At 59.6% G+C, this 23157-nt stretch carries 28 protein-coding genes; 13 read left to right on the forward strand and 15 right to left on the reverse strand.

The annotated features are described in order from the left end of the window. Position 1 precedes the first annotated feature (1 nt). On the forward strand, positions 2-634 hold the full coding sequence (aat, locus tag ACR0KM_RS01515) for a leucyl/phenylalanyl-tRNA--protein transferase (RefSeq protein WP_480857007.1): 633 nt from the start codon (positions 2-4) through the stop codon (positions 632-634). Here the strand turns inward: aat and ACR0KM_RS01520 are convergent. The 6 genes from ACR0KM_RS01520 to ACR0KM_RS01545 all read right to left on the reverse strand — a co-directional run bounded on the left by ACR0KM_RS01520 (position 598) and on the right by ACR0KM_RS01545 (position 4490). Next, entirely contained in the window at positions 598-957 is a 360-nt protein-coding gene (locus tag ACR0KM_RS01520; RefSeq protein ID WP_480857006.1) for a DUF2155 domain-containing protein, read from the reverse strand. The genes aat and ACR0KM_RS01520 overlap by 37 nt on opposite strands. Further along, positions 954-1406 (reverse strand): outer membrane lipid asymmetry maintenance protein MlaD, encoded by a 453-nt coding sequence (gene mlaD, locus ACR0KM_RS01525; RefSeq protein ID WP_480819457.1) that lies wholly within the window; start codon positions 1404-1406, stop codon positions 954-956. The genes ACR0KM_RS01520 and mlaD overlap by 4 nt, the downstream gene beginning before the upstream one ends. Positions 1407-1417: 11 nt before the next feature. Continuing rightward, positions 1418-1801: an NADH:ubiquinone oxidoreductase subunit NDUFA12 gene (locus tag ACR0KM_RS01530; protein WP_480857004.1), complete on the reverse strand. Its 384-nt coding sequence runs from the start codon at positions 1799-1801 to the stop codon at positions 1418-1420. A 79-nt stretch (positions 1802-1880) separates the two neighbouring features. Further along, positions 1881-2243, reverse strand: coding sequence for a RidA family protein (locus tag ACR0KM_RS01535; protein WP_480857002.1), 363 nt, complete (start codon positions 2241-2243; stop codon positions 1881-1883). 211 nt (positions 2244-2454) lie between these two features. Then, a complete protein-coding gene (gene clpX / locus ACR0KM_RS01540; RefSeq protein ID WP_480819454.1) occupies positions 2455-3720 on the reverse strand; it encodes an ATP-dependent Clp protease ATP-binding subunit ClpX in 1266 nt (421 codons plus the stop codon). A 137-nt stretch (positions 3721-3857) separates the two neighbouring features. Further along, complete coding sequence (locus ACR0KM_RS01545) at positions 3858-4490, reverse strand: ATP-dependent Clp protease proteolytic subunit (RefSeq protein ID WP_480469244.1); 633 nt, start codon at positions 4488-4490, stop codon at positions 3858-3860. A 303-nt stretch (positions 4491-4793) separates the two neighbouring features. On the opposite strand from ACR0KM_RS01545, the gene ACR0KM_RS01550 reads away from it, so the two are divergent. Together ACR0KM_RS01550 and ACR0KM_RS01555 are read left to right on the forward strand one after the other, a co-directional pair. Further along, on the forward strand, positions 4794-5135 hold the full coding sequence (locus ACR0KM_RS01550) for an ArsR/SmtB family transcription factor (protein ID WP_480819453.1): 342 nt from the start codon (positions 4794-4796) through the stop codon (positions 5133-5135). Between the two features lie 201 nt (positions 5136-5336). Further along, a complete protein-coding gene (locus ACR0KM_RS01555) occupies positions 5337-5474 on the forward strand; it encodes an entericidin A/B family lipoprotein (protein ID WP_480819452.1) in 138 nt (45 codons plus the stop codon). A 403-nt stretch (positions 5475-5877) separates the two neighbouring features. On the opposite strand, the gene ACR0KM_RS01560 is transcribed toward ACR0KM_RS01555, so the two are convergent. Together ACR0KM_RS01560 and ACR0KM_RS01565 are read right to left on the reverse strand one after the other, a co-directional pair. Beyond that, the gene (locus ACR0KM_RS01560; RefSeq protein ID WP_480857000.1) at positions 5878-6330 is read right to left on the reverse strand and encodes a hypothetical protein; all 453 of its coding nucleotides are present in this window, start codon (positions 6328-6330) and stop codon (positions 5878-5880) included. A gap of 111 nt (positions 6331-6441) precedes the next feature. After that, complete coding sequence (locus ACR0KM_RS01565) at positions 6442-6756, reverse strand: hypothetical protein (protein ID WP_480819450.1); 315 nt, start codon at positions 6754-6756, stop codon at positions 6442-6444. Positions 6757-7105: 349 nt separating this feature from the next. Between ACR0KM_RS01565 and ACR0KM_RS01570 the strand changes: the two genes are divergently transcribed. After that, positions 7106-7747 (forward strand): DUF433 domain-containing protein, encoded by a 642-nt coding sequence (locus ACR0KM_RS01570; RefSeq protein ID WP_480856998.1) that lies wholly within the window; start codon positions 7106-7108, stop codon positions 7745-7747. Between the two features lie 5 nt (positions 7748-7752). Then, positions 7753-8136, forward strand: a complete 384-nt coding sequence (locus tag ACR0KM_RS01575) for a DUF5615 family PIN-like protein (RefSeq protein ID WP_480546379.1) — start codon at positions 7753-7755, stop codon at positions 8134-8136. Between the two features lie 79 nt (positions 8137-8215). Here ACR0KM_RS01575 and lepA read toward each other — a convergent pair whose 3' ends face one another. Next, positions 8216-10015 carry a translation elongation factor 4 gene (gene lepA / locus ACR0KM_RS01580; protein ID WP_480856996.1) on the reverse strand — a complete coding sequence of 600 codons (1800 nt, stop codon included), beginning with the start codon at positions 10013-10015 and terminating at the stop codon, positions 8216-8218. A 282-nt stretch (positions 10016-10297) separates the two neighbouring features. Here lepA and ACR0KM_RS01585 point away from each other — a divergent pair, with 282 nt between their 5' ends. From ACR0KM_RS01585 to ACR0KM_RS01595, 3 genes are all read left to right on the forward strand, one after another. Beyond that, positions 10298-11395 (forward strand): tetratricopeptide repeat protein, encoded by a 1098-nt coding sequence (locus tag ACR0KM_RS01585; RefSeq protein ID WP_480856995.1) that lies wholly within the window; start codon positions 10298-10300, stop codon positions 11393-11395. Positions 11396-11536: 141 nt separating this feature from the next. After that, on the forward strand, positions 11537-11845 hold the full coding sequence (locus ACR0KM_RS01590; RefSeq protein ID WP_480856993.1) for a hypothetical protein: 309 nt from the start codon (positions 11537-11539) through the stop codon (positions 11843-11845). 66 nt (positions 11846-11911) lie between these two features. Continuing rightward, positions 11912-12853, forward strand: coding sequence for a LysR family transcriptional regulator (locus ACR0KM_RS01595; RefSeq protein ID WP_480856991.1), 942 nt, complete (start codon positions 11912-11914; stop codon positions 12851-12853). A gap of 459 nt (positions 12854-13312) precedes the next feature. Here the strand turns inward: ACR0KM_RS01595 and ACR0KM_RS01600 are convergent, their stop codons facing one another. Further along, positions 13313-13783, reverse strand: coding sequence for a low molecular weight protein-tyrosine-phosphatase (locus tag ACR0KM_RS01600; protein ID WP_480856989.1), 471 nt, complete (start codon positions 13781-13783; stop codon positions 13313-13315). Positions 13784-13811: 28 nt separating this feature from the next. Between ACR0KM_RS01600 and ACR0KM_RS01605 the strand changes: the two genes are divergently transcribed. Beyond that, entirely contained in the window at positions 13812-14516 is a 705-nt protein-coding gene (locus ACR0KM_RS01605) for an NAD-dependent deacylase (protein WP_480856987.1), read from the forward strand. Between the two features lie 60 nt (positions 14517-14576). Next, on the forward strand, positions 14577-15185 hold the full coding sequence (locus ACR0KM_RS01610; RefSeq protein WP_480856985.1) for an HdeD family acid-resistance protein: 609 nt from the start codon (positions 14577-14579) through the stop codon (positions 15183-15185). 68 nt (positions 15186-15253) lie between these two features. On the opposite strand, the gene ACR0KM_RS01615 is transcribed toward ACR0KM_RS01610, so the two are convergent. From ACR0KM_RS01615 to meaB, 5 genes are all read right to left on the reverse strand, one after another. Beyond that, complete coding sequence (locus ACR0KM_RS01615) at positions 15254-15718, reverse strand: copper chaperone PCu(A)C (RefSeq protein WP_480856983.1); 465 nt, start codon at positions 15716-15718, stop codon at positions 15254-15256. Positions 15719-15763: 45 nt separating this feature from the next. Next, on the reverse strand, positions 15764-16114 hold the full coding sequence (locus ACR0KM_RS01620) for a hypothetical protein (RefSeq protein ID WP_480856980.1): 351 nt from the start codon (positions 16112-16114) through the stop codon (positions 15764-15766). A 396-nt stretch (positions 16115-16510) separates the two neighbouring features. Beyond that, positions 16511-16798, reverse strand: coding sequence for a 50S ribosomal protein L28 (rpmB, locus tag ACR0KM_RS01625; RefSeq protein WP_008756960.1), 288 nt, complete (start codon positions 16796-16798; stop codon positions 16511-16513). Between the two features lie 119 nt (positions 16799-16917). Beyond that, positions 16918-18111, reverse strand: a complete 1194-nt coding sequence (locus ACR0KM_RS01630; protein ID WP_480856978.1) for a Hint domain-containing protein — start codon at positions 18109-18111, stop codon at positions 16918-16920. A gap of 116 nt (positions 18112-18227) precedes the next feature. Further along, on the reverse strand, positions 18228-19211 hold the full coding sequence (gene meaB / locus ACR0KM_RS01635) for a methylmalonyl Co-A mutase-associated GTPase MeaB (protein WP_480819439.1): 984 nt from the start codon (positions 19209-19211) through the stop codon (positions 18228-18230). Between the two features lie 80 nt (positions 19212-19291). Between meaB and ACR0KM_RS01640 the strand changes: the two genes are divergently transcribed. The 3 genes from ACR0KM_RS01640 to ACR0KM_RS01650 all read left to right on the forward strand — a co-directional run bounded on the left by ACR0KM_RS01640 (position 19292) and on the right by ACR0KM_RS01650 (position 23134). Continuing rightward, complete coding sequence (locus ACR0KM_RS01640; RefSeq protein WP_480856976.1) at positions 19292-20008, forward strand: DUF3108 domain-containing protein; 717 nt, start codon at positions 19292-19294, stop codon at positions 20006-20008. A gap of 42 nt (positions 20009-20050) precedes the next feature. Then, positions 20051-22492, forward strand: a complete 2442-nt coding sequence (gene hrpB, locus ACR0KM_RS01645; protein ID WP_480856974.1) for an ATP-dependent helicase HrpB — start codon at positions 20051-20053, stop codon at positions 22490-22492. A gap of 183 nt (positions 22493-22675) precedes the next feature. Next, positions 22676-23134, forward strand: coding sequence for an NUDIX hydrolase (locus ACR0KM_RS01650; protein ID WP_480819436.1), 459 nt, complete (start codon positions 22676-22678; stop codon positions 23132-23134). The last annotated feature ends 23 nt before the right edge of the window (positions 23135-23157 follow it).

The following is a 23157-nucleotide window of genomic DNA, read 5'->3' on the forward strand; positions in this document are numbered from 1 at the left end:
CATGAGCCTATCCCCCGAACTTCTGCTGCATGGCTACTCCATCGGCATTTTTCCGATGGCCGAACACCGCGACGACCCCGAGCTGTTCTGGGTCGATCCAAAGTTCCGGGGCGTGTTCCCGCTGGACGGCTTTCATATCTCGCGCAGCCTTGCACGTCGTCTGCGAACCTGCGGGTTCGACATCACTATCAATCAGGACTTTGCTGGCGTCGTCGATGGCTGCGCCGACCGGGCAGACACCTGGATCAACCCCGAACTACGCCGCCTGTATCAGGACCTGCATCAGTCTGGCCACGCCCATTCGCTTGAGATTTGGGAGGGCGAGGCACTGATCGGAGGGGTCTACGGCGTGGTTCTGGGTGCGGCCTTCTTCGGCGAAAGCATGTTCTCACGCCGGACTGACGCATCGAAGATCGCGCTGGCCTATTTGGTGGACCGTTTGCGGCAGACCGGCTTTGCCCTGTTCGATACGCAGTTTCTGACGGCCCATCTGGCCTCGCTAGGGGCCATCGAAATCCCACGCGCCGCTTATCATCGAGAATTGCAACAGGCCCTTGAGGTCAGCGCCGATTTCACCGCTGATCTGCAGCAGAGCCCTCAGGGCGTCATACAGCGGATCACCCAGACATCGTAGCGCGCATGATCCAGAGCGTTCAACGCGGGCGAGGTCGCGATCATCCAGCCATCAAACAACTGCTGCGCCTTGCCCTGCTCCCAGATCGTCAAATAGGCAAACGCGTCACCCGTCGGGTTCTCAGCCGGATAGCGGCAATCGCCCAGGGCCACATCCAGCCCGAACACCGCTGCCGTCCGCCCGTTCTGAACCTCGACATCAACGGTCTGCCCGCTGACCTTGTCCAGCCCGCGCAGCATCGCCCCCGGTCCAGATTCCACTTTCTGCTGAGCTGCAGCGATACTGCCCGACAAGAGCAGCACCATCAAAGCGGCCCGTATCATTCGCCGCCATCCCCGGCTACGAACTTCACCAGCAACGAGATCAGGCTGACCGCACCTTGCGTATCCTCAATCTCATCCCCCGGCTCGAAATAGAACGGAGAGCCACCGGGCATCACTTCGACAAAATTGCCACCCAACAGGCCTTCGGATGAGATCACGATCGCACTATCATCCGGGATGAGAATTCCATCCGCCACGGAAAACTGCGTATCCGCGCGATAGGTGTCAGAGTTCAGCGTAACGCCGGTCACCGTGCCGATCTTCACGCCGGCAAGGCGCACATCGGTGCCAACACCAACACCCTCAAGCGACCGGAACGATGCGCCAAGCTCATACCCGGCGCGGTTCTGCGACAGGCCCGTGGATTGGCTGGCATAGACGCCGAACGCCACGGCGCAGGCCAGCACGACCCCGCCGACAATGACTTCGGTCTTGGTGTGAGTAGACATACTGGCCTCGCCTATTCCGGGGTCCACGCCTCGTAGTCGTTGCGGTCAACCGGGTCGGGCCGCCGCAGCGATCCTGCAGGCGTGTAAGCCAGAGCACTTCCGGTCAGGTTCTCCTGATGAGGCTTTTCCCACGACTTATGCGGCAGAGGCTTATCGGTCGGCGGCTCATCCCATGTACGGTGTAGCCAGCCATGCCAGTCCGGGTCTACTCGGCTGGCCTCGGCCTCACCATTGAATATCACCCAGCGTTTGCTGTCGTCGGCATTTCGGTAAAACACGTTGCCTTCGTTGTCTTCGCCGACTTTGACGCCCTTGCGCGCGGTGTAAATCTGTGTGTTCAGGGTGGCCCCGTTCCACCAGGTCACGGCCCGCAAAAGACTGTTCAGGATTCCCATCGGCTGCCTCCGGCATTTCTCTTCTCGCAGATATGGACCAAAGGCGCGCCAAGGTCCAGTGCCTGGGCACCTGCCTGCGTCAATCCGGCAAAATCGCGGTCACTTCGATTTCGATCAGGTATTTTGGATCAATCAAACCGCATTCAATCATCGTCGCCGCTGGCGGATTTACTCCGAAGGTCTCAGCAAGCAAAGGCCAGCACGCTTCAAATTCCTGACGATCCGGCAGCATATACGTGATGCGCACCACATCTGAAAACGAAGCACCAGCCTCTGACAGTGCTTTGCCAATGGTATCCAGCGCCGAACGACACTGTTCCAGCGCGGTAGCGCCCTGCCCGACTGTGCCCGACACGTGCACCCAGCCACCGGCGACAACTGCCCGGCAGTATCCAACCTTGGATTCAAATTCACCACCGGACGATATGCGCTTGATTGTCATGAAAACCCCCTTCGGCAAATCTGATTATGTGATGGGCCAGCGCAGATGCGAGGTTCTGCCTCGCGCTCCGGGATATTTATAGCCAGATGAAGCAGCGGATCTGTTCTTCATCTGGCTATAAATATCCCGGGGGAGGCGCGACTTGTCGCGACGGGGGCAGAGCCCCCTCTTGCAACGCTGAAACGCACAAAGCGTCCAGAACCTCTCTCATTCAGCCGGCAGAGGCTGACTCAGCGGTGTCCGCATAGATGATCAGGGGCTGGGCTTCGGATGTCACAGCCTCTTCATTGACCACGACTTCCGTCACGTTCTTCATCCCTGGCAACTCAAACATGGTGTCGAGCAATATGTCCTCAAGGATCGAACGCAGGCCCCTTGCGCCGGTCTTGCGCTCAATGGCTTTCTTGGCGATGGCTTTCAGGGCGTCATCGGTAAAGGCCAATTCTGCATCTTCCAGTTCGAACAGGCGTTGGTACTGCTTGACCAGAGCGTTCTTCGGACTCGTCAGGATAGTGACCAGCGCATCTTCATCCAGATCCTCGAGTGTTGCCAGTACTGGCAGGCGACCGACAAATTCCGGTATCAGGCCAAACTTCAGCAAATCTTCGGGTTCGAGCTCCTTGAAAATCTCGCCAACACCACGCTCGTCATTATCCCGTACGTCGGCACCAAAGCCCATGGCCGAGCCCTTACCGCGCTGCGCGATGATCTTGTCGAGCCCCGCAAAGGCCCCACCACAGATGAACAGAATGTTTGTGGTATCCACCTGCAGGAATTCCTGCTGCGGATGCTTGCGCCCGCCTTGCGGCGGAACGCTGGCCACGGTGCCTTCCATCAGCTTCAGCAACGCCTGCTGCACGCCCTCCCCTGACACGTCGCGCGTGATCGAGGGGTTTTCGGACTTGCGCGTGATCTTGTCGACCTCGTCGATATACACGATGCCGCGCTGCGCGCGTTCGACGTTGTACTCCGACGCCTGCAGCAGCTTGAGAATGATATTCTCGACATCCTCGCCCACGTAACCCGCCTCGGTCAGAGTGGTTGCATCCGCCATGGTGAACGGCACATCCAGAATCCGCGCGAGCGTCTGTGCAAGCAATGTCTTGCCGCACCCGGTCGGGCCGATCAGCAGGATGTTGGATTTTGCCAGCTCAATATCGCTGCCTGCCTTCTGGGCATGATTGAGCCGTTTGTAATGATTGTGCACCGCAACCGACAGAACCCGCTTGGCAGTGGCCTGACCGATCACATAATCGTCCAGCACCTCGCAGATATCCTTGGGGGTCGGCACCCCATCCGAGGATTTCAGGCCGCTGGCCTTGGTCTCTTCACGGATGATATCCATGCAGAGCTCAACACACTCGTCACAGATGAACACGGTCGGGCCCGCGATCAGCTTACGCACTTCATGCTGGCTTTTGCCGCAGAAGCTGCAGTAGAGCGTGTTTTTGCCGTCACCGCCTGAATTGGTCGCCATGATTTACCCCTCGGGCTCCGTCTCGGCGACCCCACCCAAGGGGCCGCGTTTGCCGTCAATGCCTGCAGCTTAGGCCAGCGTTCTGGCAGCTACAATCGCAAAATCATCCCTCACGCAATAAGCGCGGGGTTTTGAACTTAGTCCTCGTCGCCGTCCATCTTGGCCCGGTTTTCGACGATCTCGTCGATGTGACCCCAATCCTTGGCCTCTTCGGGACTCATGAAATTGTCGCGATCCAGAGCCTTTTCCACAGCCTTTTTGGTCTGCCCGGTATGGCGTACATAGATATCGTACAAACGATCTTTCAGCTTCTGGGTCTCGGCCGCATGGATCATGATGTCGCTCGCCTGACCCTGATAGCCACCGCTGGGCTGGTGCACCATGATGCGACTGTTGGGCAGCGAAAAGCGCATCCCTTTCTCCCCACCGGCCAGCAGAACCGACCCCATCGAGGCTGCCTGACCGATCACCAATGTGGAACATTTCGGCTTGATATACTGCATTGTGTCGTAAATCGACAAACCGCTGGTCACCACGCCACCGGGCGAGTTGATGTAGATCGAGATCTCTTTGCTGGGATTTTCCGCCTCAAGATGCAGTAGCTGTGCCACCACCAGATGGCTCATCCCGTCATGGATCGGGCCGTTGATGAAAATGATCCGCTCTTTCAGAAGGCGCGAGAAGATGTCGTATGCACGCTCACCCCGGCTGGTCTGTTCGACGACCATGGGGACCAGAGTGTTCATGTATGTGTCAACGGGATCGAACATGGAAAACCTGCCTGCTTTGCTATGGATCGGGACCTTACCCGAAGAAGAGTTACCCGAGTCTTAGTGCTGCCGCGTGGGGGCCGCAAGGGGGGCGCGGGCGTTCGTCTGGACCTGAGGCTTTATGGGCCGCCGCCCTCTGGCAAATCGATCACATCAAACGCGCGTATTCGTGTTCAACGCATCACGCTATTTTGATCCATGCATATAGAAAATCATGTGCAAAATCTGTAGCTACATAAGCCTGCGCGCAGATCGCAGCCTGTTGCCAACATGCGCGTCTGGACTTGCTAGGGAACAAGAAAAATGGCTCTTTCCGAGATGACGATGGATATGTCGCCCAACGATCTGGACCAAATGGTCGAAAATGCGACCGCTGCTTCGAATTTTCTGAAGGCAATAAGTCACGAGGGGCGTCTGATGATCCTCTGCCACCTCGTGTCCGGCGAAAAGTCGGTGACCGAACTTGAACACTTGCTGTCCGCCCGTCAGGCCGCCGTCTCGCAACAACTTTCACGCCTGAGGCTGGAGGGGCTTGTTTTACCCCGCCGCGAAGGCAAGGCGATCTACTACCGCCTTGCCGATGATCGTCCGGTCCGCATGCTTGAAGTGGTTCATGAGTTGTTTTGCAACCGCGAAGCCAATTGAGCGCTCAGACCATCCACGTGAAAACCGCCTGATTCACTTACTGATACGCCGCATTACGGGCACTCGGGCCTTATGGATATACCACTTCATCCATTCCCGCTTTGCTCTGCTATTCGACCATGATCTGGGTAGGCCGAAACCTGTAGCCGCATGTCCCGAAAGCTGCTAGGCAATGCAAAACAAGCCCTGATGGAGTACCCAATGACACGCGCATTCATGATTGGCCTCGCCCTGTTCGCTCTGACCGCCTGTGAAACGGCAAAAGGGGCAGGCAAGGATATCGAAAAGGCAGGCGATGCCATCCAGGGCGCCGCGACAGAAGTGCAGGAAAACCTCTGATCCAGATCACCGAAACGCGGCGCGGCGGTATCGCCGTGCCGGCGCTGCGGCAGGCTTCGTTCGCGTGGTTCAACAATAAAACCGGTCCGTTTCGTTCGGCCGTCCGAAGGTCATCGCACAGCGACACGAACTTGGACCGGGCGCACAAGACCACACCGCGCGCGACGCCGCGCTGAAGGTCCGCGAGAGCCTGATCACCCGAGCAGAGGAACGCCGCATCCTCGACTCACCGGGACCAGACCCTGTCGCGGGCGGCGCGGTTGCCGCCCGGTCCGAAGCCTCCCTGTGGAGACCTCTGGTCATGAGAAGCGCTCCGACCCGATCGGGGTACCTACTACTCCTGCCGCAGTCTCAATGCTCAGCGGCAATACCCCCTTTAACATCCGACCAGGCCGAAGACGCTTCAGTTCACCTGACGTTCCAGAACGGTGCTGTAGGTCGTTCCGCGACGCAGGCTACGGAAATCAGCATAGATCTTGCCGTCCTGATACCGGGCGTCGATCAGGGCGTTGACGCCGATCTCGGGGTTGGCCGAGCTTTCGACAATGCTGATGCGGGTCGGGTCATCCAGGCTGATGGTGCCGGTGGCATCCAGCATCCGCCAGTCCTGCGTTGCGTTCGAGCGCCACTTGCTGGGCCCCCAGAACACGTTGCCCTGCTGTTTCTGAATATCCAGCACCCACTCGGCGTCGTTGAACCGCGGGATGTCCCCGGTCGTGGTTCGGTTCGGACCGACGGCGGTATAGCTGCCCGTCCATGTGCCGCGCAGGTCCGGCGTGGTTTCGGCAATCGCGGCCGTCGCAAGGGTGAGGCTCGTGGCCAGAGCGGCTGCTCCGGCAGTCATATATCTGGTCATGGTCTTCCTCCTTCAGATCATGGCCGTCATTGGCCTTGGTCAACAGATTGGGAGGACGCGCCGGGCTTACAAGCTTTCTAAAGGATTGTTCATGTGGGGTTAATGCGGGCCTCAGGCCCAGGCCAGCGCGGTGCCGAGGATGACCAGACCGATACCGATCCCCTCGCGATACGAGAAATTCTCGCCGAACAGAAAGAATGAAGCGATGGCGATGAGAACCACCTCGGCCCCCAGAATGCCGGTATAGATGATGCCCAACCGTTCCTCGCGCAGCGCGGCGAGTTCCAGCGTCGCTGCCGCCAACAACGTGGCAACGATCAGAAGGGTCAGGCCGACGCCGGGAATTTTCCACCAGAACTTCATCGCGATCATGGCCACGGAATAGAGACCTGCCGATCCGAGGGCGATGATGGGGATCATGGACATAAGGGCCTCCTGCCGGGGTTCCGTAGGGTCAAGTCTAGCAGGAGGCTGCGATTGGGGCTGTGAGGTGGGTCACAGTGTGGGTGATGGGTTAAAAACCCACCAATCCACCCGTAGAGCGGGCTTTCAAAGCCGTTCGATCAAAAGAACTGAGGGCAGCGCCGGCCCGAGGGGAGGCGCAAACGCGCCGCCCCATTGGGGCGGGTCGGCGCGGCCCGGCGGTGCCGCCGGGCGGGTGGATTGGATCAAAACTCACAATATCTTAGTGACTTGATGCCACGACTCCCTCACCTTACAGTTGCTTTAGACTGTTTTTCTTGCATGCAAATTGACTAGTGATTACTTCGAACTCATGAAAACTGTTCATCGACTGGTAAAGGTCTTTACGGACGAGCAAGCGGCTAGGCTTGCCCACATTTCGCTGGACCAAATTAGATATTGGGACCAGACCCATTTCTTTGAACCATCAATTGCCTTCGAAAATAGGCGTGTCGCATTCAGTCGGATTTATTCTTTTGACGATGTCGTTGCCCTGCGTGTACTCGGCGAGCTCAGAAACGTTTATGATGTACCGCTCCAACATCTGCGCCGAGTTCGGGACAAATACCAAATGGATCAATCGGCATGGGCAGAAGAAGAGCTGTACGTGCACAAGAAGCGTGTCTATTTCAAGAACGAACGGGGCAATTTCGTAAACTCGGATACCGACGAAGAGACACTACCGCACATTCCGATCCCAAAGGTCAACGCCGATGTTAAGGCTGAGGCTGCGCAACTTCGGATACGCTCTACTGAGCTCACCGGTCACAAGACTAAGGCCAGAAGTGTTGCGCGCGCGGCTGAGGTATTTGAAGGCACCAGAATCCCGATTGATATGGTCAAAGAGTACTTTGACGAAGGACTGACACAAGCTGATATTCTCAAAGATTATCCAACTCTTACAAAACAAGACATTGATGCCGCAATACACTGGCTTGGAATAAGGGCGGCCTAATCTGAATGCTATTTTATCTTGACGAAAATGTTCCTGCCTCGGTGCAGGAAGTACTCGAAGGGAATGACCATACAGTTGTTTGGACACGCGAAATATTGGTGCCAGGAGCTCCAGATGAAGTTGTTGCTGCGGTCGCGGAAGACGCACTGGCAACGCTCGTAAGTCACGACAAGGATTTCAAGAGAATTGCGCCTCGAATTCCAGAGGGAGAGCGAGCTCGATTCAGAAAACTGAGTATGGTTCGATTGCAATGCAAAAAACCTCGATCTGCGGAACGAATGCAGAAATGCTTGCCGTATATCGTGCACGATTTTGAGAATCGGAAAGATATGGCTGACAAAAGGTCGATAATTGAAATCAAAACCGATCTGATTTCGATTTTCGTCTGAATATCAATCCAGACCCTGTGGGCACGCAGTTGGCTGCGCCAACCGCTTTCGCCCACCCGCCGTAAAAATGGCCAGCTTTTTAGCTGTCCATTTTTAAGGCGCTAATAAACGCCTCCTGCGGGATATCCACCTTCCCGAACTGACGCATCTTTTTCTTGCCCGCCTTCTGCTTGTCCAGCAGTTTGCGTTTCCGCGTGGCGTCGCCTCCGTAGCATTTCGCGGTCACGTCCTTGCGCAGCGCCGAGAGGGTCTCGCGGGCGATGACCTTGCCTCCGATGGCGGCCTGGATCGGGATTTTGAACATATGGCGCGGGATCAGGTCCTTGAGCTTTTCGCACATCGCGCGGCCCCGCATCTCGGCCCGGTCGCGGTGGACCATGGTTGACAGGGCGTCAACGGGTTCGTCATTCACCAGCACCGACATCTTGACCAGATTATCCTGCGTGTAGCCGGTCATCTGATAGTCAAAGCTGGCGTAACCTTTTGTTACCGATTTCAGGCGATCATAGAAGTCGAACACAACTTCGTTGAGGGGAAGGTCGTACACAACCATCGCACGTGACCCCGCATAGGTCAGGTCTAGCTGGATGCCGCGGCGGTCCTGGCAGAGTTTCAGCACGTCGCCCAGATATTCGTCGGGTACCAGAATGGTCGCCTTGATGCGCGGCTCCTCGATATGGTCGACCTTGGACGGATCGGGCATGTCGGCGGGGTTGTGCAACTCGATCATTTCGCCGTCTTTCATGTAGACGTGATAGATCACCGACGGCGCGGTGGTGATGAGCTCGATATCATATTCGCGTTCGATGCGGTCGCGGATGACCTCAAGGTGCAAAAGCCCGAGGAAGCCGCAGCGGAAACCAAAGCCCAGCGCGGCTGAGGTTTCCATTTCGAACGAGAATGAGGCGTCGTTCAGCGCCAGTTTGTCGATCGCATCGCGCAGGTCTTCGAATTCGGAACTGTCGACGGGGAAGAGACCGCAGAACACCACCGGCTGCGCGGGTTTGAAGCCGTCCAGAGCGTCCTCGGTGCCGTTGCGATCATTGGTGATGGTGTCACCGACGCGAGTGTCGCGGACCTGTTTGATCGACGCGGTGAGAAAGCCAATCTCACCGGGGCCCAGCGAGTCCACCATCTCCATCTCAGGGCGGAAAACACCGACGCGGTCGACATGGTGCAGCGTGTTGTTCGACATGAACTTGACCCGCATCCCCTTTTTCAGCGTCCCGTCCATGATGCGAACCAGAACGATGACGCCCAGATAGGCGTCGTACCACGAATCCACCAGCATCGCCTTGAGCGGCGCGTCCAGATTGCCCTGCGGCGCGGGCAGTTGCTGTACGATGGCTTCCAGCGTTTCGTGGATGCCCTGCCCTGTCTTGGCGCTGACCTGAATGGCGTCGGTCGCGTCGATGCCGATCACATCCTCGATCTGTTCGGCCACGCGGTCACAGTCGGACGCGGGCAGGTCGATCTTGTTGAGCACCGGCACGATCTCATGATCGGCGTCGATGGCCTGATACACATTCGCCAGCGTCTGCGCCTCGACCCCCTGGGTCGAGTCCACAACCAGCAGAGAGCCCTCGACCGCGCGCATGGACCGGCTGACCTCATAGGCAAAGTCCACGTGGCCGGGGGTGTCGATCAGGTTCAGCACGTATGCCTCGCCATTGTCGGCGGTATAGTCGATGCGGACCGTGTTGGCCTTGATGGTAATGCCGCGTTCCCGCTCGATATCCATGCTGTCGAGCAGCTGTTCCTTCATGTCGCGATCCTTGACCGTTCCGGTCTCTTGGATGAGCCGGTCAGCAAGGGTGGATTTGCCATGGTCGATATGCGCGACGATGGAGAAATTGCGGATATGAGCGAGGTCTGTCATGGGTTGGGGATATGTAGAGATTTTGTGGTTTGGTCAATGCAGGAAAGTACACGAGAATATCCTCGCAGCTAAGCAAGTACTAACCGAGACCAGCCAAACCGAAACTGCGTCCAACCTTAATGAGCCCGGTCAATGTTGCATGTTGGAACCCTTCTCGTGGCACCAACGAAATCTCTCTTGACGAGAAATCGATGAAATGCACTCTGCCGGAAAGTGATGTTCGCCCCAACCGTTGCCTACAATGCATTCTTAGCGGCAGATCAATGAAATGGACTTGAAACTTTGAAGCAAGGAAAGAACCGGATTCTCATACGTTTGATCGCTCTTGTTTTTGTGGCTTTGGCGATTGGCTGGGTGGTGCACGAGAAACTTGAGCGTTCGCAGGCGGCCAATAACTACAGCGCTATTGAACCGTGCATGAACCGCAAGCAAGAACCGAACTTGATCATTGATATCTGCACGCAGTTGATTGACGCAGAAGTTTCGTCTTCAAACACGCTCGCCGCCCTTCATATACATCGTGGATATGCACTGGATCGATTGGATAAGTGGAACGAAGCAATCCTCGACTTCGATCGGGCTATCGAACTGAACGCAAACAACTTTGAGGCTTGGCAAGGCAAGAGTTTCGCGCTTGACGGGCTAAACGAAGATCTGGCGGCGCTGGAAGCTATCGAAATGTCTTTGGCTATCGAACCTGCCAAGAAATACAGTGTGCGCAGGAAGTTTCGCCTTCTAACCAAGCTTGAGCGATATGACGAGGCGGACGACTACTACACGCAATTGATGGAGCAGTATCCAACATCAGAATACCCGCGAAATTACTGGATGCCTCAGCAGTTGGGAAGGTTGAGGCTGGCGCTGGATCAACCTGAAGCTGCTGCCGAGGTGCTAAAAATCGCAGTTCAAAGCAAGCCAGGCGATCAGAAGAGCCGAGAGCTGTTCTTCCGCTCGTGCATCAAACTTGGCCCAGACTGCCCGATGCTCTGGTCGGACGCAGAAGTTATCGTTGAGGAAAGAGACTGCGAGGCAACAACCAGCCAGCTCGCCGCGGAATTTCCGAAATTCTGGGAGTCCCTTCGCCCCAACGCCACCGAAAACGAAGCAGCCCTTGAGAAGCAGGTGAACAAGGCTCGAATGCAGCTAGTCGAGGCAGCGTATATCACTTATTCGACTGGCCTCCAATTGGGAGAAGAAGGAGAAACCCCAGAAGACAATTTTCTTTTGTTTGAAGAAGTGGTTTCGTGTGTTGAAGCTGGCAAGTTGTTCAATCCCATTGAAAGTGGCGGCCTCTCCGAAGAAGCAAAGACCTTTCACGGCGGCATCATCAGGAAGAACATGATCAATCTGGCTCATTACATGCAAACGAAAGCCGAATAGTTGGGACATTGTGGCGTTTCATGAGTATGCAATCACTTTTTCGAACCGCCCGATTGATCCCGATTCCACTTTGATTCATACTCCCGCGCAGACCGAGAGGGGCAGAAGACCCGTCCGGGCAGGCAAAAACGAGGCTCGAGTATGAAACAGTTCCTCTTAATCGCATGTTGTGCGGCGTCGCTGACGGCGGTTGCTCCGGTTGCAGAAGCGGCCAAGATCAAGCAGGCGTGTTTGGCATCAGATCGTGAGGCGGCGACGCGGGATCGGTGTTCTTGCATTCAGCGGGTGGCCGATCAGGCGTTGACGCGCAGTGATCAGAAGACCGTGTCGAAGTGGTTCGAAGACCCCCATCAGGCGCAGCAGTTGAAGATGTCGCAGACCGCGCGCGATGATGCGCTCTGGGATCGGTATCAGAACTTTGGCCAGATGGCGCAGGCGATCTGCAGCTAAGCCGGACGCAATCCTTGACCTGATGCCCGCTGCGCCTCAGAAAAGGCGCAGCGAAAGGTGTATCTGATGGTGATGAAAGGGCTGACCCTGCGGGGCCTTGAGGTGTTCGAGGCACTGGCACGGACCGGATCGGTGGCGCAGGCGGCCGAGATCACGGGGCTCAGCCAGCCCTCGGTTTCGCAACAGCTGCGCAATCTGGAAAAGGCGTTGGGCACCGATCTGGTGGATCACGGGCGGCGGCCGATGCGGCTGACGCAGGCCGGGCGCAGCTTTCTGGCGCGCACGCAGGCGGTTTTAGGTGAGTTGCAAGTGGCCCAAAGCGAGCTGGCGGTGATGGATCTGGGCCATCTGACCACGCTGTCCATCGGGCTGATCGACGATTTCGACAATGACCTGACGCCGCGTCTGGCAACCTTGCTGGCCGACAGTCTGACCCGGTCGAAATTCAAGCTGACCACGCTGCCCAGCCTCGAGATTTTCGAGGCGCTGGTGGAACAGCGCCTGCATCTGGCGGTCTCGGCCCATTCGGGCGAGGTGCTGGAGGGGGTGGTCGAATACCCTCTGGTTCAGGATCCCTTCATTCTGGTCGCGCCCAAAGGGGCAGAGCAGCCGACGCAGCACCTGCCCTTTCTGCGCTACGCCCGCGAACAGCTGATAAGCCGGCAGATCGAGGCACATCTGGCGCGGCAGCAGTTGGAGTTCGAGGAACGGTTCGAGATCGGCTCGCACCTTGCGCTGATGGCGATGGTGGCGCGCGGGCTGGGCTGGGCGATCACCACACCGCTGGGCTATATGCGCGCGGCCCGGTTCCATGACGGGATTGAGGTTCACCCTTCGCCCTTTGGTGAGTTTTCACGGATGATCTCGCTGTTCACTCGTACCGACTGGTCCGATCAGGTGCCGCAGGAGGTGGCGGACATGATCCGGCGGCTGATGCAGAGCCAGATCGTTGATCCGGCGGTGGCGCAGTTGCCGTGGCTGAGCGGGCAGTTGAAGGTGATGGGATAGTTTGGGGCCGTTTTTGCTGGGGGCTACTTAGCCGGCTATGGATGCGGCTTAGCGAAGCTCGGCATTGCGGACAAAGCTGCCGTTGACCGTCGTAGGATGCCATTGGTATGAACTGACTTAACTTGATCGCCTTACACTTTATGCACCGCGAGGAAGACAGATTTGCATCCGCTTTGGCAGCACACAAAGAACGGGAAACTAAAAAACCGACTCGCAATAACGGTTGCCATAACATTCATTGTTTTCGTTTGTTTTGTACCTTTTCTCGAAAATGATGTTGTGCGTCTTTTGGTCATGCCAACTATCAGTGTTGTTTTTTCCGGTTCACTATTCTTGCTTGTCGCTTTGTGGATAGGTTCACTTTTTTCCGACATCAGGTTTAGAAAGAATGAGTAAACCTGCCGTGCAGCGGTGACCGTCTACCGCGTTGCTTTGGGCTCAAAGCCGTCATCAGACAACCTACAACCTGCCCCACTCCCCAGGCACTCCCGCCCCCAAATACACCTCCAACCCGGCGACTGCCTCTTCAATCAAATCCAACGCCCCATCGAAATCTCGGCTGTAGTAAGGGTCCGGGACGTGATCCGCGCCCGTATGGAGTGCGAAATCGGTGAGCAGATGGACGGGGGTGTCGTTGCCCTCGGGGCGCAGGGCCTCGATTGCGGCGATGTTGTCGGTATCCATGCCGATGATCAGGTCGAAACGGGTGAAATCCTGCGCCACGAACTGACGCGCGCGCAGGTCGCCAAGGTCGATGTCGCGCGCGCGGGCAGCTTGCTGCATCGGGCCATAGGGCGGCTTTCCGACATGCCAGCCCGCTGTTCCGGCGCTGTCGGTCTCGTGGTGCGAGGCGCGGGCGCGGAAGGCGCCTTCAACCGCGGGCGAGCGGCAGAAATTGCCGAGGCAGACGAATAGGATACGGTGTGTCATGGCAATGGGTCTAGCGCGTGAGGCGAGTATGGGAAAGATCGTCATTCTAACCGGGGCCGGGATTTCCGCCGAAAGCGGGCTGGGCACGTTCCGCGACGAAGGCGGCCTGTGGGCGCAGCACCGGATCGAGGATGTGGCCACGCCCGAAGGTTTTGCCCGCAACCCGGCCTTGGTGCATGGGTTCTACAACGCGCGGCGGGTGCAGGCGGCTAAGGCGCAGCCCAACGCCGCGCATCGGGCGCTGGCGCGGCTGCAACGGGACTGGCCCGCCGAGGTGATCATCGTCACCCAGAATGTTGACAGCCTGCACGAGGCCGGAGGGGCCGCGCGTGTGATCCATATGCATGGCACGCTGGCCGGGGCTTTGTGTGCGGCTTGCGGGCATCGTTGGACCTCACCGCCCGAGATGCAAGTGGGCGAGCGCTGCCCGGCCTGTCAGAAGCCCTCGGCCCGGCCTGACGTGGTGTGGTTTGGCGAGATGCCCTATTTCATGGATGAGATATTCGACCATCTGACAGAGGCCAGCCTGTTTGCCTCGATCGGGACCTCGGGTCAGGTCTATCCGGCGGCGGGTTTCGTGCAAGAGGCGCGAGCCGTGGGCGCGCGGACGGTCGAGCTGAACCTTGAACCCTCGGCGGGGGCGTCGATGTTTGACGAGGCCCTGCTGGGGCCTGCATCCGAAGTGGTGCCGCGCTGGGTGGACGGGCTGCTGGCGCAGGGTGACACGCGATAGGGGCAGACAGCAGCGCAGTTTCCCGTCTATGGTGCTGAGAACACGAAAAGAGTGAGTGATATGACTGATCTACCGCCCCAAGACGGAGAAATCCTTGATGATGCCAGCATCAATGCCCGCGATACGCTCAGCACCAATCTTGCCAGCCTTTGGTGGACTTTTTTGCTGCGCGGGATACTGGCCGGTCTGATCGGCATTGCGGCGCTGTTCTGGCCGACCGGCAGCATCGCGGTTCTGCTGCGGCTGGTGGGGGTGCTGCTGATCCTTGATGGCGCGCTGACATGGCTGGGCTTCGGGCGACGCGGGTTGATCGGAGGCGTGGGCATCGGCACGGCACTGATCGGGCTGGTGCTGCTGATCTGGCCACAGGGGGTGGCGTGGCTGGCGTTTACGCTAATGGGGGCGATGGCGCTGTTTGTGGCCATTGGGTCCTTCATGGCGCTGCCGCAGATGCACCCGCAGGATCCCGAGCGCGCGACGGTGCGCAATTCCGGCATCGTGGCGCTGATCATCGGGCTGGTGCTGATCTTCTGGCCCGGCAGCGGCATGGTGGCGCTGGGTTGGGCGATAGCATTCTTTGCGCTGACCTCGGCGGTGGTGATGTTCTTTCTGGCGGCACGGTTCAAAAAGGCCGGCGACCGGTTGGGTATGAAAACCGTCAACCACTAAGGCAACAGGCCAGGCAAAGCCCGGCCTGACGCATGGATGAGGGCTGCAGAGCAGCCCGAAGACAGGCGTCAGTTCGAGTGCCCGTGGCTGTCCTGACGCTCAAGATCGACGGGGATTTCAATCATTACCTCTCCGGCGTTCTCGAAAATCAGCGTCACCGGCAAGGTCGCGCCTTGTTCGAACGGCGCTTTGAGCCCCATGAACATCACATGATCCCCACCACGCTTCAGCATGTGGGTCTGACCGGCCGGTATGGCAAAGCCTTCCTCGACATGGATCATCTTGGCAACGCCGTTTTCGTCAACCTTGTGGGTGTGCAATTCAACCCGGTCGGACACATCCGAGGTCACGCCGATCAGGCGGTCATCGGTATCGCCTTGGTTTTCGATCACCATAAAGGCGGCTCCGGCCTTGGCATGTTTGCCTGCCGAGCGGGCATAGGGATCCTCGACGACGATGACATCGGCAGCGAACGCGCCCGAAGTCAAAGCCAGAGTCGTGAGAGTCGCAAGCAGGGTGGATTTGAGGGTCATTTTAACCTCTCCTTCGTAACAGTCTGATTAACCTTGATATGAGTGTTACAATAGGATCGGTGGCGCACGCGCCGGGTGGCGCGGCAGCGGCGCGGCGATCAGGTCATTCGCCCGCAACAATGGGGCTGGTAAAGCCACAGACGGGGCCAGAGGCAACGCAGCGGGTGCCTCATGAATTGCCCCCAACAGGCTGAGCGCATAGTCGGGACAGTAATGCGGCGCGCGGGTCGGCTGGCCGTCTTCATCCATATAGACAACGACAGGCCCGGTCCCGGTGCACAGCACCATCTGCCCGACCGCGCGGTCCACGCCACGCGATACGGCCAGCCCCTGCCCGGTCAGGATCACCAGCAGGGACAGTGCATAAGGCAGGAATGTGCGGAAAAAGCCTGTCATCTCAGCCGTGGGATACACCCCGCAGCGATGCCACTTCAAGCGGAAAGGCCGGGCTGAGACAGTGTGGCCCGACTCAGCCTTTCGGAGGCTTAACCGTCTTGGCGTTCATCCCGGTATGCAAACGATTTACACGACGCTGCATCCGGGTGCAGCGGGATACTGCGGTCGCAATCGCGGATGGCAAGAGCAACAGGAAATTCGTAACTTTGAAAGACATGAGGACCCCCCTCAACAAGAATATGCACGAACATATGCAGTATTCAGAAGGTTATCCGTGAACAACATCACGAAACAGGTGCTTTTTATTGCGATCTTGCAAACAATCGGGTCATGACAGCAACGAAAAAGGCCCCGCACCGGAAGGTGCAGGGCCGTAATCTCTGGTGAGAAAAGGACTTAGGCCGAGGCTTGTGCCTTGGCGATCTCTTTTTTCACTTTCAGGGCGTTTGCCGACAACTCATCGTCCTTGGCTTTGGCCAGGAACGCGTCCAGACCACCGCGGTGGTCGACCGAGCGCAGGGCAGCGGCCGAGATGCGCAGCTTGACGCCACGGCCCAGAGTCTCGGACTGCAGGGTTACGTCGTTCAGGTTGGGCAGAAAACGACGACGAGTTCTGTTTTTGGCGTGGCTGACATTGTTGCCAGTCATCGGGCCTTTTCCGGTCAGTTCGCAACGGCGCGACATGGTTTCTTCCTTTGTTTCTGGAGGCCGGGTACAAGACCCGCGGCCAAATCACAAGGGGCGCAACCCGAAGTCGCGCCCGAAAACTGGTTGGATGCGTGTAGTGGGAATCGCCCGAAGGGTCAAGACGGCTGCGGCGAAATCTTTGCGCGCCCGTCGAATTCCTTTCTGGCGCAGGGCGCGGGGGCCTGCAACAGGGGTTTGTTGTTCTTCAAATGGCGCGAGATCAGCTGCGCCTGCAGCCGCCCGCGCGGGATCGGGCGGGCCGGGTCGGCGGCGTGATCCATATCCATCAACTCGGGGAAAATGGCGAAAATCTCTTGCCGCGCCGCCGGGCTGAGCGATTTCAGCGCCTCGGGACCGGTGAACAGGCTTTCGGTGGGGGCATCTTCGGCAAAGATCACCTGATGGCGGTCGAACAGCAGGTGGAAATATTCGACGCTGTCGACGGTGTCATCGACATAAATCCCCGGCAGCGCGGTCAGTTTGATGGCGGGGATCAGCACTTCGGCGGCCCCGAACATGCGTTGGGCGATCTTGGACTGCACCAGCATCCGGTGCTGGCGCGAGACCAGAAGATCGCGCTGTGGCAGGCCCCGGCCCAGCGTACCAGCCAGAATGCGCACCGGCCAGAGCCGGGGGTTGGCCTGCAGCGTGGCGCGTTCGAACCGCCGCCGACCGATCCAGCGAATCGGCTGGGGTCCCTGCCCCAGCGTGGAAATCAGGTCTCCGGCCCGCAGGGACTGAACCGGGGCGGGCCCCTGTCCGGTGGCAATCAGGGTGTCCCGGGTAAAACAGGGGATGCCTGCGCCGCCATCGAACGAGCGATAGCTGACGGTCGACCCCGAGGGCAGCGTGAACGAACCGGTCGAAAGGGAATAGCTGACGCCTTCCTCGACCGTGAAGGTGCCGAAGTTGTTGTCGGTGACGACCGTCCCCACCGGCAGGTTCAGGGTATCGGTGCCCGCCCCGCCGCGCAGATCGCCGCTGACCGTGGTGCTTTGAAAATTCAGCGTGTCGTTGCCGCCGCCCAGTCGAATACTGTCTACGTCGGACCCGCGCACCGTCACGGTGTCGCTGCCGCTGCCGCCGGCGATCAGGCCGCCGACGGTGCTGCTGGTGATGACGATATCGTCGTTATCCTGATTGCCGCGGATGCTGCCGGTGACGGTGCTGCCGGTGACGGTGATCGTGTCATCGCCCGCCTGCCCGTTGATATTGTCAATCGGAGACCCTTGCGGCGTCCCGTTCAGGGTGCCGGAGTCATTTGTGACTTCAATATCGTCATCGCCATTCGTGCCGTTGATATTGGGCATATGCGGCGGCTCCTGAACACTCGGTCAGCGGGTGTAATGCCCTATCGTATCACGATTTTCGCCACCGGTCAGCCCGGGATACAATCGGAGGGTTAACCGTTGCCAGGCCGGTACACCTAGGCCTGTTCCGGCATCAGCGCGCGCAGCATCTGATCGGCGGCAGCCGAGGGGCTGAGCCGTCCGGTGGTGACCTCACTTCCCAAACGCTCCATCTCGGCGCGGGCCTGCGGGGCCGAAAGGCGCGCCAGCAGGGCCTGCCGGACCTCTTGCTCGAACCAGTATTGCGCCTGCTGCGCCCGGTTGGCGTCCCAGTGCCCGGCCTTGCGCCGCGCGGCGCTGAGCGCCTGCATCTCGTCCCAAGCCTGTTCCAGCCCGTGTTCTTCGACCGCCGAGACGGTCATGGCCTTGGGGAACCCTTCGGGGTCCTGCGGGCGTTTGCGCAGCAGGCGCAGCGCCCCGGCATAATCGGCGCAGGTGCGGGTGGCGGTGGCTTTGAGGTCGCCATCGGCCTTGTTGATGAGGATCATATCCGCCATCTCCATGATGCCGCGCTTGACGCCCTGCAACTCATCGCCGCCCGCCGGGGCCAGCAGCAACAGGAACAGGTCGGACATCTCGGCCACAACGGTTTCCGATTGGCCGACACCGACGGTTTCGATCAGCACGACGTCGAACCCCGCCGCCTCGCACAAAGCGATGGCCTCGCGGGTGCGGCGGGCGACGCCGCCAAGGTGGCTCTGGCTGGGAGAGGGGCGGATGAAGGCGTTTTTCTCGCGGCTCAGGCGCTCCATCCGGGTCTTGTCGCCCAGAATGGACCCGCCGGAACGGGCTGAGCTGGGATCGACCGCCAAAACCGCGACGCGCAGCCCCTGCCCGGTCAGCATCATGCCGAAGGCTTCGATAAAGGTGGATTTGCCGACGCCCGGCGTGCCCGACAGCCCGATGCGCAGCGCCTGTCTCTCGGCCCGCGCCAGTTGCTCCAGCAACGCCGTCGCCTGTTCGCGGTGATCGGCGCGACCGCTTTCGACCAGCGTGATGGCGCGGGCCAACGCCCGGCGGTCTCCGTTCAAAATCCTGTCACCAAGGCTGTCCATCTGCATTCCGAACCTAATTGTATTCCGCAGGACCAGTTGCCTTTGCCAAAGGTGATTTGTCCAGAGCCAAGCGCTGAGGAATGACCGTGATACAGACTGTTCGCGCGCCTGTTGTGCTGATGTTGCTGCTAAGTCTACCGATGGCGGCGCTCGCCGAAGTGGACCAGAGCCGCTTTGCCCTGCGCGCGCTGGGGGTCAAGGTTGGCGAGTTGACGCTGAACGCTGAGATCAGTGCCAGTCGCTATGCGGTGGCGTCGCGACTGGAGACCACGGGGCTGGCCTCAGCCATCAAACGGGTGCGGTTCGAGATCGCGTCACAAGGCCGTCGTCGGGGTGCGCGATTTGTTCCACAGCGCTATGTCGAGGAGCAGGTGGCGGGCCAGCGCGAGACGCGCGTGCGACTGGATTACACGAGAGGTGTGGCGCGGGCCAGCGGAACCGAGATCAGCAACCATGGCAATCACGCGGTGACGGATGCACAGCAACGCGGGGCTGTGGACCCGCTGACCGCTATCTTCATGGTGCTGCGGGACAAGCCGCCGGAGGGGTTGTGCGGGTTGCAGCAGAAGATTTTTGACGGAGAGCGGCTGACCGAGATCGCCCTGACCCAACGTAGCGCGCAGGGCGATAACGTGCTGTGCAGCGGGTATTTCACGCGGGTTGCGGGATATCGTCCGGGGGATCTGCGGCAGGGCAGCCGGTTTGCCGTCACCGTGACCTATGCGCCTGCGGGGCCGGTGATGCGGGCGGTGCGAGTTGATGCGGACACCGTGTTCGGAGACGCGACGGTGGTGCGGAAGTAGCAGGAACTGGACCTCTGCCCGCCTTTGACGGATAAAGCGCGGATGACGACGCGCTTGCCCATTGATGATGCAATCCCCGAACTGCTGGATGCGCTGCGCGCCCATGGCCGCGCCGTGCTGCAAGCCCCTCCGGGTGCGGGCAAGACCACCCGTGTGCCGCTTGAGATGTTGAAGGCGAACCTTTGCGGGGGTCGGATCGTGATGCTCGAGCCGCGGCGACTGGCTACGCGCGCCGCCGCCGAGCGCATGGCCGAGACGCTGGGCGAACCGGTGGGGCAGACCGTTGGCTATCGCATGCGCGGTGAAGTCAAAATCTCCAGCAGCACACGGATCGAAGTCGTGACCGAGGGTATTCTGACCCGCATGCTGCAAACCGAGCCCGACCTGCCGGGTGTCGGCGCGGTGATTTTCGATGAGTTCCACGAACGGTCCCTGAACGCAGATCTTGGGCTTGCGTTGTGCCTTGAGGTGGCCGGCGCACTGCGGGATGACCTGATGTTGCTTGCCATGTCAGCCACCCTTGATGCCGAACCGGTGGGGCGGCTGATGGATGCGCCGTTGGTGACATCCGCAGGGCGCAGCTATCCCGTTGAAACCCGCTGGCTGGATCGGCCTTTGGGGGCGCAGGCGCGGCGGCTGGATGACCTGATCGATCTGGTGGTACGGGCAGAGCGCGAAACGTCAGGCGGGATGCTGGTTTTCCTGCCCGGCGAGGGTGAGATCCGCCGCGCAGAGGCCGCGTTGGCCAGCCGTTTGCCCGAAACATGCACGGTACGCCCCCTGTTCGGTGCCCTGCCCTTCGCGGCTCAGCGTGCGGCGATTACGCCCGTTGAAGGTGGGCGTAAGGTGGTGCTGGCGACGTCCATCGCCGAGACCTCGCTAACCATTCCCGATATCCGTGTTGTGGTCGATATGGGGCAAGCGCGGCGGGCCCGGTTCGATCCCGGTTCGGGCATGTCCCGGCTGGTGACCGAACGGGTGACACGTGCCGAAGCGACACAGCGCGCGGGCCGCGCGGGCCGTGTGGCGGCCGGGGTCTGTTATCGTTTGTGGGCCAAGGGCGAAGACGGTGCCCTTGCCGCCTACCCACCGGCCGAAATCGAGGCGGCTGACCTGACCGGGCTGGCTCTGGAACTAGCGCTGTGGGGTGCTGGACCCGGGGACCTGGCGTTTCTGACGCCTCCACCCGAAGGGGCGATGGCCGAGTCGCGGGCTTTGCTGCAGATGCTGGGCGCATTGGACAGCACCCTGCGGATCACGGATCATGGGCGCAAGCTGGCGGCGCTGCCGCTGCACCCCCGCCTAGGGCATATGCTTGTGCGTGCAGGACCAGACGCTGCGCCCTTGGCCGCGCTCATGGCGGACCGTGACCCGCTCAGAGGTGCCCCGGTTGACGTGTTGCTGCGGCTGGAAGCTCTGCGGGATGTCCGTGCGTTTCAGCGTAACCGGGTCTGGCAGGTCAATCCGGGGGCGTTGGACCGGATCAAAGCTGAGGCCAGGCGCCTGAAGGCCAAAACCACGGGCAAAAGCCATCTGGGCCCGGCCGCGATGGCAGCGTTGGCCTATCCCGATCGGATCGGGCAGCGCCGCAAGGGCGATGCGCCGCGCTATGTCTTGTCGGGTGGCAAGGGCGTGGTGCTCGAGAGCGATGATACGCTGGCAGCTGCGCCTTATCTTGTAGTGATCGATACGGATGGAAATCCACGCGAGGCGCGCGGACGCATGGCCGCGCAAATCAGCGAAGGCGAACTTCGCGATCTGTTCAGCGACCAGATCGTGTGGGTCAACAGCTGCGCATGGTCCAAACGCGACCGCCGCGTCGTAGCCCGCCGGCAAGAGCGGTTCTGGGCGATTACTCTGGACGACCGCATCTGGAAAGACGTGCCCGAAGACGATGTGGCGCGCGCGATGCTGGACGGAGTGCGCGATCTGGGCCTCCGCCTGCAGGGGGCCGCGGCCCGGCTGGCGGCGCGGGTCGAACTGGTGCGGGCGGACGGCGACGACTTGCCCGACTTCTCGGAACAAGGGTTGCTGGATGAGCTTGAGACGTGGCTGTTGCCAATGTTCTCGGGTGTGCGCAGCGCTGAGGACTGGAAGCGCTTTGATCTGCTGCCCGCGCTGCGCGCCCGGCTGGATTGGGCACAAACTCAGGAGCTGGACCGCCGCGCACCGGGATCGTTCACGACGCCTCTGGGCCGCAAGGTTCCGATCGAATATGGCGGCGCGGTGCCCGAGATTTCAGTTCGGCTGCAAGAGCTGTTCGGCGTCACGCAGCATCCGACCATCGGGCAAGAGCCGCTTAAGATCACCCTGCTTTCACCCGCCCAGCGCCCGATTCAGATCACCCGTGATCTGCCCGGTTTCTGGGCCGGGTCTTATGCCGATGTGCGCAAGGACATGCGGGCCCAATACCCCAAACACCCATGGCCCGAAGACCCGACTCTGGCTGACCCAACCCTGCGTGCAAAACGGCGGACCCCCTAAGCTGGGGCGCGTGGATTTTCCGGCCAAACCTGCGCAAATCTTGACTTAAAGGTCACATTCACACCCCTATTCCATTTAATTCGGTCAAAATCACCCAATTTCCAACAGAAATATTGTCTCGGGCGGTATACATTACTAGTTAGTATCTCAATGTAAGAATGATCTGGTTCAGACAGGCGCTCTATGACGAAATGGCTGCGTAATATCTGGGAAGAAGTCGCCCGACCGATGATCCTGCGCCCCAGCCGGGTACAGGTTGCAGCACTGTGCACCCGAAGCTCTGGCGCAGATGATGAGGTTCTGCTGATCACCAGCCGCGATACCGGTCGCTGGATCATCCCAAAAGGCTGGCCAATTGACGGGCTGGACGGGGCTGAAACCGCCTTGCAGGAAGCGTGGGAAGAGGCTGGTGTGCGCGCGACGGATGTACGCAAAGACCCGGTTGGCCAATATTCGTACAACAAAATCCTGAAAGATGGTTCCGCCCAGCCGGTGCAAACAAGCGTCTACCATATTGAGGTTAGCGAGCTGGCTGACGACTATCCCGAAGTCGACCAACGCACGCGCTGCTGGGTCTCGCCCGGGGTCGCCGCAGAACGGGTGCAAGAGCCCGAGTTGCAGGATCTGCTTCGGCAGATGTAACAATATTGTAAAATCTTGATGAC

It is taken from the genome of Ruegeria sp. G10, assembly GCF_056533645.1.